The sequence below is a fragment of the Hyphobacterium lacteum genome, assembly GCF_036330345.1.
In the GTDB taxonomy this organism is placed as follows: domain Bacteria; phylum Pseudomonadota; class Alphaproteobacteria; order Caulobacterales; family Maricaulaceae; genus Hyphobacterium; species Hyphobacterium lacteum.
On the sequence record NZ_JAZDRP010000004.1, the window covers coordinates 348,372 to 359,021 of the forward strand.

General features: G+C 61.9%; 12 protein-coding genes and 1 tRNA gene. 8 read left to right on the forward strand and 5 right to left on the reverse strand.

Going from position 1 to position 10,650, the window contains the following annotated elements; all coding sequences use genetic code 11:
* The first annotated feature begins 18 nt into the window (after positions 1-18).
* The 3 genes from V0U79_RS08840 to V0U79_RS08850 all read left to right on the forward strand — a co-directional run bounded on the left by V0U79_RS08840 (position 19) and on the right by V0U79_RS08850 (position 1,278).
* Positions 19-228 carry a hypothetical protein gene (locus V0U79_RS08840; RefSeq protein ID WP_330199135.1) on the forward strand — a complete coding sequence of 70 codons (210 nt, stop codon included), beginning with the start codon at positions 19-21 and terminating at the stop codon, positions 226-228.
* 71 nt (positions 229-299) lie between these two features.
* On the forward strand, positions 300-842 hold the full coding sequence (locus tag V0U79_RS08845; protein ID WP_330199136.1) for a hypothetical protein: 543 nt from the start codon (positions 300-302) through the stop codon (positions 840-842).
* Positions 843-903: 61 nt separating this feature from the next.
* Positions 904-1,278 carry a hypothetical protein gene (locus V0U79_RS08850; protein WP_330199137.1) on the forward strand — a complete coding sequence of 125 codons (375 nt, stop codon included), beginning with the start codon at positions 904-906 and terminating at the stop codon, positions 1,276-1,278.
* Here the strand turns inward: V0U79_RS08850 and queE are convergent.
* A complete protein-coding gene (gene queE, locus V0U79_RS08855; RefSeq protein WP_373696459.1) occupies positions 1,275-1,904 on the reverse strand; it encodes a 7-carboxy-7-deazaguanine synthase in 630 nt (209 codons plus the stop codon). The two genes, V0U79_RS08850 and queE, sit on opposite strands and share 4 nt — an antisense overlap.
* On the reverse strand, positions 1,901-2,611 hold the full coding sequence (gene queC / locus V0U79_RS08860) for a 7-cyano-7-deazaguanine synthase QueC (RefSeq protein WP_330199139.1): 711 nt from the start codon (positions 2,609-2,611) through the stop codon (positions 1,901-1,903). Before queC ends, queE begins: the two co-directional genes overlap by 4 nt.
* Before the next feature lie 31 nt (positions 2,612-2,642).
* Here queC and cutA point away from each other — a divergent pair, with 31 nt between their 5' ends.
* The gene (cutA, locus tag V0U79_RS08865; protein WP_330199140.1) at positions 2,643-2,963 is read left to right on the forward strand and encodes a divalent-cation tolerance protein CutA; all 321 of its coding nucleotides are present in this window, start codon (positions 2,643-2,645) and stop codon (positions 2,961-2,963) included.
* On the opposite strand, the gene V0U79_RS08870 is transcribed toward cutA, so the two are convergent.
* The 3 genes from V0U79_RS08870 to V0U79_RS08880 form a co-directional block, all read right to left on the reverse strand.
* Positions 2,960-4,912, reverse strand: a complete 1,953-nt coding sequence (locus V0U79_RS08870) for a response regulator (RefSeq protein WP_330199141.1) — start codon at positions 4,910-4,912, stop codon at positions 2,960-2,962. The genes cutA and V0U79_RS08870 overlap by 4 nt on opposite strands.
* A 282-nt stretch (positions 4,913-5,194) precedes the next feature.
* Positions 5,195-5,596, reverse strand: coding sequence for a hypothetical protein (locus V0U79_RS08875; protein ID WP_330199142.1), 402 nt, complete (start codon positions 5,594-5,596; stop codon positions 5,195-5,197).
* A gap of 133 nt (positions 5,597-5,729) precedes the next feature.
* Positions 5,730-5,806 (reverse strand) — tRNA-Met (locus tag V0U79_RS08880).
* Between the two features lie 167 nt (positions 5,807-5,973).
* Between V0U79_RS08880 and V0U79_RS08885 the strand changes: the two genes are divergently transcribed.
* The 4 genes from V0U79_RS08885 (at position 5,974) to V0U79_RS08900 (ending at position 10,617) form a co-directional block, all read left to right on the forward strand.
* Entirely contained in the window at positions 5,974-6,606 is a 633-nt protein-coding gene (locus tag V0U79_RS08885) for an NAD(P)H-dependent oxidoreductase (protein WP_330199143.1), read from the forward strand.
* A 3-nt stretch (positions 6,607-6,609) separates the two neighbouring features.
* Positions 6,610-8,589 carry a cation:proton antiporter domain-containing protein gene (locus V0U79_RS08890; RefSeq protein WP_330199144.1) on the forward strand — a complete coding sequence of 660 codons (1,980 nt, stop codon included), beginning with the start codon at positions 6,610-6,612 and terminating at the stop codon, positions 8,587-8,589.
* Complete coding sequence (locus tag V0U79_RS08895; protein WP_330199145.1) at positions 8,570-9,649, forward strand: malate/lactate/ureidoglycolate dehydrogenase; 1,080 nt, start codon at positions 8,570-8,572, stop codon at positions 9,647-9,649. The genes V0U79_RS08890 and V0U79_RS08895 overlap by 20 nt, the downstream gene beginning before the upstream one ends.
* A 62-nt stretch (positions 9,650-9,711) precedes the next feature.
* Positions 9,712-10,617, forward strand: coding sequence for an alpha/beta fold hydrolase (locus V0U79_RS08900; protein WP_330199146.1), 906 nt, complete (start codon positions 9,712-9,714; stop codon positions 10,615-10,617).
* Positions 10,618-10,650: the final 33 nt, after the last annotated feature.

The following is a 10,650-nucleotide window of genomic DNA, read 5'->3' on the forward strand; positions in this document are numbered from 1 at the left end:
CATTCGATGGAGTGTGTCATGATCTTCCGGCGCCTTATTGCCCTTATCGGTATCCTTGTTGCCGCCCCGGCCCTGTCAGGCTGTCTGGCCATCGGCGTGACCTCCATGGTTGCCGAAACCGCGGTACGAACCACTGGCACCGTTCTGGAAACCGCCGGCAATGTCGGTGAAGCCGTGATCAAGACGGCGATCCCCGGTGATGGCGAAGATGACGAGGATAACGAGTAGCCCCCTGACAGCGCGCCCCGATCTTGTTACACTGTAACAGAGGGGACGGATTACTGAACTGGAGGAGCGCTATGCGTTATCTTATTTCTGTCCTGGGCGCGCTGATGATCGCCGCCCCGGCCTTGGCCCAGAATTTCATCGCCAACCATGCCGGCTCCCCGGTCGGACCGGTCACCGTGGCCGAAATCACGATTGGCGAGGAATTGGAGGCCAAGGGCGATGACTATGGCCGGCGTGAATTCGACCGCCTGACACGGACGCTTTCAGCCGATCTCGAACGCGAACTGCGCAGCGTCTACCTGCTAGCCGACGGCAATGCCGAAGCGATGCTGTTTGTCGTGATCGAGGATGCCACACCGAACCGGCCGACCTTCGCCCAGCAGGGCGTCTCGGGTCTGAGCTGGCAGAGCTATGGCCGTGGTGGTGCCCATATCACCGCCGAACTGCGCACGGCAGACGGCACGGTCCTCTCGACCTATGAGTACAGCTGGACAACACCGAGCATCCAGGATGCCCGTTATGCCAGCGTCTGGACCGACGCCTATCGGACTTTCGACCGCTTTGCTGCCCGCCTGGCGGATGATCTCGACGAAACGGTCAATTCGGGTTCGTAATTACTGGACGTCGCCGGAAAAGGCGGACTAGGCTTTCCTGATCCAATCAGGGGAGATTGCCATGTTGCGTACTTTTCTTGCGGCTTCGGCCCTGGCCCTGGCTGTTACGCCGGCTGCACTGCCACAGTCGGAAAGCCAGGCCGCCCAGTCTTTTGTCCGCTATTGCGTCGACGATCTGCGCGCTGACGGTTATCGGGCACCGGAAGCGGCCTGCGGCTGCGGGTTCGGTTTCATGGCGGCCCGGATGACCCGCCGTCAGATGCAGATCTTTTCACAGATGGCGCCGTATCTGAGTGATGATCAGGCCATGCAAAGCGTTGTGGCCAACATGGTCCAGAACCAGGGCGTTCAGGCACAGGAAGTCATTGATGTCGGCACGCTTCTGGAGCGGTTGGGCAATGAGCTCGACCCGTTCTGCACGCCGCTGGAGCGCTAGGGCGCGCCGATCCATTTATGGGTTTGCAGGCTGAGCGACCATTTCGGGTGCGCCAGGCAGTATTCGAAAGCCGCCCTGGCATTTTCCATCTGATCCGGCCCGTCCATGGGCTGGAGTGAGAAGCGCTTGAAATCGAGAGGCTCGAATCGGGCCGGGTCCACACCGGGCTGCGGATAGACCAGTTTCAGCTCATCCCCCCTGGTTTGCACAAGGTCCGCATCAGCCTTGGGGCTGACGGTCAGCCAGTCTATCCCTTCTGGCGCCGCAATCGTGCCATTGGTTTCAACGGCAATGTCGAAACCGGCCGACTTGAAAGCCGCAATCAGCCTGGCATCCAGCTGCAAAAGGGGCTCGCCGCCGGTGCAGACAACCAGCGGGCGCCCTCCGCCGGGCCAGTAGCCTGACACTTTCGCCGCCAGGTCTTCTGCACGGGTGAACTTCCCCCCCCCGGCACCGTCCGTGCCGACAAAATCGGTATCACAGAAATTGCAGACAGCGCTGGCCCGGTCACGTTCCAGCCCGTTCCAGAGATTGCAGCCGGCAAACCGGCAGAACACGGCCGGACGCCCGGCCTGCCCCCCCTCGCCCTGCACGGTGAGGAAGATCTCCTTGACCGAATAGGTCACCGGCTCGCCTTCCATTCAAACCAGCCCTTGGCGCGCAGTTCGCACGCCGGGCAGTCGCCGCAGCCATAGCCCCATTCGTGCCGCTGATGGCGGTCGCCGCGATAGCATGTATGGCTGTCCTCGACGATCAGCTCGACCAGCTTCCAGCCGCCCAGATCATTTGCCAGCGACCAGGTTTGTGCCTTGGTCCTGTGCATGAGCGGCGTGTCGATCGGCATTTTCCGCTCAAGGCCCAGGGTCAGCATGGATTCAACAGCATCAATCGTATTGCGCCGGCAGTCGGGATAACCGGAGTAATCGGTCTCGCACATACCGCCGGCGAGCCGGGCGAGGCCGCGCCGGTAGGCCAAAGCCGAGGCCACGGTCAGGAAAACCAGATTGCGGCCCGGTACAAAGGTGGTCGGCAGGCCGTCTTCATGCCAAGCAATTTCCATCTCCGCGGTCAACGCGCTCTCGGCGATGGCGCCATAACCTGTCAGGTCGACGATGTGATCAGGGCCCAACCGGGCGGCCCAGCCGGGTTTCAGGTCGGCCAGCGCTGTACGGACATGCTGGCGGGCCAGCAGTTCGACATCATGGCTCTGACCATAATCGAAGCCGATGGTTTCCACGCGCTCATAGCGGTCAAGCGCCCAGGCGAGAACGGTGGCGGAATCCTGTCCGCCGGAGAACAGGACCAGTGCGGAGGATGTGGCTTCAGGCTTCATGGACAGGGCTTATAGGGCTAAACACAGGGTCATGTCAGAGGTGAGTCTCATCTATACGACCTGGCCGGATATGGACAGCGCCCGCGCTGCCGCCGGCACGCTGCTGGAAGAGCAGCTGATCGCGTGCGCCAATCTCTTGCCCGGCGGCACCTCGCTGTATCGCTGGAAAGGCAAGATGCAGGCCGAACCCGAATGGGTGATGATTTTGAAAACGGCGCGCGGAACCGACTGCGCCGAGCGTGTGAAAGCCCTGCATCCCTATGAAGAACCGGCCATCCTGGAATGGCTGGTGGAGGACGATGGCAGCTCGGCGGGTTTCCTGGAATGGATCCGGTCTGAAACGCCCGGCTAACCGGCCTTGGCCATATTTCCCGAAGGGCCATCCGACAGCACGCCGGCAATGGTCTCGAACAGGCGCTGGGTGTCGATCGGCTTGGAGATGAAACCGTCCATCCCGGCAGACAGGCATTGCGCCTCGTCTTCCCGGCGGGCATTGGCTGTCAGGGCGATGATCGGCGTCATCGCCGCCGTGGTTGGCAGATCACGGATAGCCCGTGTCGCCTGTAGCCCGTCCATGACCGGCATGCGCATGTCCATCAGGATCAGGTCGAAAGCCTTGTTCTGCGCGGCCTCCAGTGCCTGTTCACCGTTTTCGGCAAACTCGACCGACCAGCCCTTGGCGACAAGGAACCCTTCGATCACGGTCCGGTTGATGGCATTATCCTCGGCGGCCAGAACCCGCAATGGACGGTTGGGCAGGCCATGCTCCGGTGATCGGGCGGCCTTGACGGGCGGGTTGTCTTCGATGGCGGTTGAAGCCGCTGAAGCAGGCTTTTCCGTCGTACGTGAATCGTGGCGTTCGAGGCTCGGCAGTTCGACCGTGAACCAGAATTTCGATCCGCCCTTGGAGCTGCGCTCATAGCCGACATGGCCGCCCATCATTTCGGCCAAGTGCCGGGTAATGGTCAGGCCCGTCGACGTTCCATCCATGATGCGGATGCCTTCGGCATCGGATTCAAAGAAATTCTTGAACAGGCGGCCTTCAGCCTCGCGCGGAACGCCGCGTCCACTGTCCTCGACCACGGCTTTCAGCCGTGCATTTCCGGAATGGATGGCGACATCCAGATAAACGTCCACCTGACCTGACGCCGTATATCGCAATGCGTTGCGGATATAGGTGAAGAGCATCTGCTTGAGCCGGGCAGAATCGCCCGCCAGAATCAAATCCTGATCCCCGGACAGATGAATGGCGAACCGCAAATCCTTGGCCTTGGCCTTGGGCTCCCAGAGCATGCGCGTATCCCGCGCCAGCCGGGCGGCCGTGATCTCGCCAGGCACCAGGGCCAACTGTCCGGATTCGATGACCGAGACATCCCGCAGGTCCCCAACGAAGCGCATCAGCATTTCGCCGGCTTCGTAGATCTGGCGGGTCTTTTTCCGTGTATCGGTATCCAGAGTATCGTCTTCGGCAATGCGCCGGGAAACGCCCATAATACCCGCCAGCGGATTCTTGATGTCATGGCTGACACTGGCCAGGAAGGCGCTCTTTGCCTTTATGGCTTCCTCACCCTTCTTGGCGGTGGCTTCATGGCGGCGGGCAAGTTCCCGCAGCGCCTTGGCCTGGGTTTCCACCCTTGTGCGCGCACCTTCCAGCGAGGCATTGGCCTCGAACGCCTCTTTCAACGTGGCACGGTAACGCGCCGAAATACGCATGGTGACAAAGAGATACAGGCCGAGGGCGCCAGCCATTGCATAGGCCTCGATACTGCCGAGTGTCACCAGCCAGGCCGCAATCAGGCTGATGGCGGGGGTATTGAAAGCAATAATGCCGATGGGCCGCGTCGCCGAGGACAGGGCGGCCCCCGCCGTCATACCGGCAACGATGAAGGCCACGGCGAAATGCGCGACCGATATCTGATTGGCCGGCAAAAGGAAGATGGCAACGCCCCAGATACTGCCGGACAGAGCGGTCAGGGCGAGAAAGAGCTTGTCCTGCAGATTGGGCAGCCTGGCACCCAGCTTGAGCGCGCGGCGCGCCAGCAACATCCGGCAGGCGGTCAGCACAACACCGGTCAGCAGCCATGCCGCGACATGCAGCCATGGCGCTGCCGTGATCAGCATGCCCGCGAGGATCAAGCCATTGATAATGTTAAGTGGAGCAGCCGATAGCCCGCTGCGGAAATAGATTTCCATGCGCGAGCGGTCGATCTCTTCGAGGGCGCCTTCGGACACATTCCGGGCGGTCTGGGCGAGCTTCTGCTCCTCCGCCTTGGCCTTTGAATCGAATTTTAATCCGAACACGCCTGTCCCCGCCGCTGGATAAAGCGAATCACTCAACCACAGAAGGGCATGAACAGGGTGGCCAGAAGGTTAATGCCACAGACATTCGGAAAATGCGGTGACGAACGCGGTCCTCATCCGGGTCTGGCATTTCCGAATGCGCGTGATCCCGCGGCGGATACAATTGCGCTGTTGCCGGCAAGAGCATGCATGCTCTGCCGGCACAGCAGGCGTTTTCCCGAGGGCCGCAAAATCGGCTAATAAGCCGCAGGATGCTGGCTCCCAATGCGGTGACAGCGCTGGCTACATGTCCAGGGGCTGATACTCCACACGTGTGACGGTGAGCTCTGCGCCCTGCTCGCTTGTAATGTCGACACTCTCGCCAATCCCGATATCAGCCGGTGTTGTCCAGCAGATCTGGCCCTCGTCATTCATGGCGCTGGTGAAGCAGTGCATCCCGTCGACCAGAGCATATGTGCCGTGATCGAAATGCTGATCACCGGCATTCGCAATGTAGTTTCCATCGGCGTCGATGGACTCAAAAATTTCCGTGCCGTCCATCACGAATGTCCAGCTCGTCTCATTAAGCGACATGGTTTGAGCAGGCGCTTCGGTCTCTGCAACAGCCGCCGTCTCGTCTCCGGATTCCGGGCTGCTGCAAGCTGCCAGCGATGCCAGGCAAAATATGGCCACAAGTTTCTTCATGATTTCCCCCTTTGAGCAGGGCAGACGATATCATCACGGCGGGGAGGTCCCAAGTTGAATCTGGATTGACCCATGCCGCGGCATCGTCCGGGCAAGACCCGCGACCGGACCTCACATCGTCATCGGTGAATGGTGGTAGCGGAGGAGAGACTTGAACTCCCGACACGCGGATTATGATTCCGCTGCTCTAACCAGCTGAGCTACTCCGCCACACCGGTGTGCGGACCCCCAAGGGCTCGCACCGGAAGGAGAGGCGATATACTTCGCTCATCCCGCTCGCGCAAGCACCTGCCAACAGGAAAACCGCAATTGGGTCATGGCCGGGCTGCCCGCACCCGCCTATGTTGCTGGTCAGCGCCGTTTTCGCGGGAGGGGAGATGAGCATCCTGGACGATAACACGCAGCCCAGGCGGATCCTGATCCTGGCGGCCCACCCGGCTCCGCGCCGGTCCGTGGCCGGCAAGGCCCTGCGCCGGGCCGCCGCCGAGGTCGAGGGCGTGACCCTCGCCGATCTCTATGCCGAATATCCGCGCCAGGATATCAATGCCGACAGGGAACAGGCCCGGCTGGAAGCCCATGATGTCATCATCTTCCTGCATCCCTTCTTCTGGTATTCGACGCCCGCCATTTTGAAGGAATGGCAGGATATCGTGCTGGAACACGGCTGGGCCTATGGCCATGAGGGAAATGCGCTGAGCGGCAAGATCTTCTTCTCCGCGTTGACAGCGGGCGGGCCCGAAACCGCCTATACGCCGGAGGGCTACAATCACTTTCCTGTCCGCACGCTTTTATCGCCGCTGGAACAGACCGCCGATCTTTGCGGCATGGTCTATCTGCCGCCGCTGACCTTCTTTGCGGCCGGTCACGCCGGGGAAGACAACCGGATCGACGAGCATGCTGCCGAATGGAAGGGCTATCTGATGGCGCTTCGCGATCACAGGCTGGATATCGAGGCGGCCCGCAAGCTGCCGCTGCTGAACGGCCAGCTGAATTCGCTGGTGAAGGGTTAGGCCATGGGCGGATTTCTTCTCGACGCGACAATCTATCTGACCGCGGCCGTTATCCTGGTGCCGATCGCCAGCCGGCTCGGCCTCGGCTCGGTGCTCGGTTATCTGATCGCCGGTGTACTGATCGGCCCGGTGCTGGGCCTCGTCGGATCGGAGACACAGGACCTGCAGCATTTTGCCGAGTTCGGTGTGGTGATGATGTTGTTCCTGATCGGGCTGGAGCTGGAACCGCGCGCCCTGTGGGACATGCGGGCGAGGCTTCTGGGCCTGGGCGGGCTGCAGGTTACCGTGACGGCCGGCATCATCGCAGCTGCGGCCATTGCATTGGGAATCTACTGGACGGTGGCGGTCGCTATCGGCCTGACCTTCGCTCTCTCTTCGACCGCCATCGTGATGCAGACGCTGAGCGAGAAATCCCTCGACAAGACCGAGGGCGGGCGCGGCAGTTTTTCCATCCTGCTCTTCCAGGACATTGCCGTCATTCCCATGCTGGCCTTCCTGCCATTACTGGCCATGCCGGATCTGATGGGATCAGGGCTGGAGCATGCGGCCGGGCATGCCGCAGATGCGGCGCATGGCGCCGCCGAGCATGGTGGAGGCGATCATGGCCCCAGTCTGAATCTGGTCGAGAATTTGCCCGGCTGGGCCTATGGACCGGTCGTGCTGGCGGCCATCGGGATCGTGGTCGGCGGCGGACGCTATCTGGTGCGCCCGCTGTTCCGCTTTATTGCGCGGTCCGGACTGCGCGAGATGTTTACCGCCTTTGCGCTCTTCCTGGTGATCGGCATCGCGCTTTTGATGACGCTGGTCGGCCTGTCGCCGGCTCTCGGAACATTCCTGGCGGGCGTGGTGCTGGCCAATTCCGAATACCGGCACGAGCTGGAAGCCGATATTGAGCCATTCCGCGGCCTGTTGATGGGCCTGTTCTTTATCACGGTCGGGGCCGGAATCAGTTTCGAGGTCTTCCTGGATGACTGGTCTTTGATCCTCGGCCTTCTGGCGGGGCTGATCGCCGCCAAGGCCGCAGTGCTGGGCATTCTGGCCCTGATCTTCAAGATCCGCGGGCGTGATCGCTGGCTGATGACCTTGGCCCTCGCCCAGGCCGGCGAATTCGGTTTTGTCCTGCTCAGCTTCAATGTCCAGAACCAGGTCATCCCGCCGGATCTTCAGCCGGTCCTGTCATTGCTGGTGGCGCTGTCCATGCTGGTCACGCCCCTGCTCTTCATTCTCTACGAGCAGGTCTTTGCCAGGAAATACACAGAACAGGAGCCCGAACGCGACGCCGACGAGATCGACCAGCGCGGGACCACCATCATTGCCGGCAATGGCCGCTTCGGACAGATCGTCCACCGCGTTTTGCGGGCCAGCGGCTATGAAATCGTTGTGCTCGAGCACAAAAGCGATTTCGTGGAGAATATGGCCAAGTTCGGGATCAAGACCTTCTATGGCGATGCCACCCGGCCTGACCTGCTGCATGCGGCGGGACTGGCCGAAGCGAAACAGTTCGTGGTGGCGATCGACGACAAGGAACAGATCACCGAGCTGGTGAAACATGTCCGCCGCGAACGGCCCGATATCCATATCGTGGCGCGGGCCATAGACCGTCATCATGTCTATCAACTCTATGCCGCGGGCGCGAATGACATCATCCGGGAAACCTTCGACAGCGCCGTCCGGGCTGCCCGCAGCGCTCTGGAAGGCCTCGGCGAGCATCCGTTCGAGGCCGAAAAGGCGGTGCGCTATTTTGTCCGCCATGACCGTGAAACGCTGATCAAGCTGGCCGAGGCCTGGCGGGAAGACGTGTCGGTGTTCGAGAATCCCGAATACATGGCCATTGCCCGGCGTCAGAACGAGATGATGGAAGACACGATGCGCAATGATCGCGAGACAGGCCGCAACAATGCGCTTGATCGCGCCTGGTCACCGCCCCCGGTCCGGCCCGAGGAAGAGGCCGATAGCAACGAGGATGATGATGCAACCCGGTGATGTCCGCATTTCCGCACCTGATCTGATCGCCTTCGGGGCCGAGGCCCTCACGCGGGCAGGGGCGCAGCCGGCCGATGCCCAGCTGGTGTCCGATCATCTGGTGACGGCCAATCTGACCGGCCATGACAGCCACGGGATCGGCCTGCTGCCGGCCTATGTGAAGCACGCCGTTGAAGGCCTGGTCGATGTGTCTGCCCGGCCGGAGATCGTGCTCGACACCGGCGCCATCGTGAAGCTGGAGGGCAAGGACAGCTGGGGCCGGATCGCCGGCGAAGCCGCCATGAAGGCCGCCTTCCCGAAAGCCGGGGAACTGGGCGCGGCGATCGTCACCCTGTCGAATGCCCATCATCTGGGCCGTATTGGCGCTTATGGCGAGATCGCCGCCAATGAAGGCTTCGTCGCCATCTTCTTCGTCAATGTCACCGACCATGATCCGATGGTCGCGCCCTATGGCGGAACCGACAGCCGGTTCGGCACCAATCCGATCTGTATCGCCCTGCCCCCGACCGGTACCAAGCCGGCCTTCCTGCTGGACATGGCGACCAGCCGGATTGCCATGGGCAAGGCCCGCGTCGCCGCGAACAAGGGGCTGCGCGTGCCGTTCGGCTCGATCATCGATGAGAACGGCTTGCCGACGGACGATCCCTCCGGATTCAAAGGCTTCGAACAGAAGGGCGCGCTGGCGCCGTTCGGTGATCACAAGGGCTATGGGCTCGCCTTTGCGGCGGAATTGCTGGCGGGTGTTCTGTCCGGAGGCGGGACCATCCAACCGGGCCATGAACGCCGCGGCGGGATCCGCAACCAGATGACCGCTATCGTGATGCAGCCCGATGCGTTTGGTGATCCCGCCACCATGGAGCGCGAGCTGGAAGCGATGTGGGATTATGCCCTCGCCTCCCCGCCCGCCGACTGGGATTCGCCTGTGGTCGCACCCGGCGATCCGGAACGCGCCCTTCGCAAGCGCCGGGCGGCGGAAGGCATTCCGCTGGACCCGGAAACGCTGAAACAGCTGAATGCGGCGGGGAAAGCCGTAGGCGTTGAGGGGGTGTTGGGGGATTAGTCCCCTTCCCTATCCCGTAAACAGCGTTAACCTCCGGCCCGAAGACTTTCGGGGAGAGTGTCATGAAACGTCTTTTCGTTGCGGCCTTTGCCGCCGCTGCGCTGACCGTCAGCGCCCATGCCCAGAACGAAATCGAGATCACACCCGCGCAGAGCAATGTCGTCTACGGCATGGTGTCGGGCGCAGCGATGCTGATGGATGTCTATGCGCCGGAAGACAGCAATGGTCTGGGCGTGGTCGTGGTGCCCGGATCCGGCTGGTACCGGCCGGAAATCTATTCGGCGCCGCAGCTCAAGGACATGGTGGGTTATGACTATATGCGCGCCGTGGTGCAGGCGCTGAATGCGGAAGGTTTTACCGCCTTTGTGATCAATCACCGGTCCTCGCCCGGCAACCGCTTTCCAGCCGCCGTGAACGATACCCGCCGCGCGGTGCGCTTCGTGCGCGCCACGGCGGAACAATGGGGTATCGATCCGCGCCACATAGCCACGCTGGGCCATTCCTCGGGTGCCAATCTGGCGACCATGGCTGCGCTGATGGATGATGCGCCGGGCGATGGCGCCGACCCGATCGACCAGACCTCTTCGGCCGTGCAGGCCGTGGTGGGAATCGCTACGCCCTTCATGCTGGCGGGTGATCCGGACACGGCCAGCGCCTATGCCGCCCAGACCATCGCGATGTATACGGGTGTACCTTTTTTCGGGATGGACAATCATTACCAGGCGGCGCCCCCTATCGCGGTGCAGGCCTCGCCGGCCAGCTATGTCGATGCCGATGATCCACCGCTTTACATGATCGACTCGCCGGACGATCCGATCGTTCCGCCCGACCAGGGTGATTACATGATCACCGTGCTGGATGAGGCCGGTGCGACCTACACCCATGTCCGCACCGAAGGCGGCGAGCATGCGCCGGATTTCGACATGGCGGCGATGGCGGCCTGGCTTGAGGGCGTGCTGGAGGAATAACTCTATTTACTTTCTCCCCCTGCTTGCGGGGGG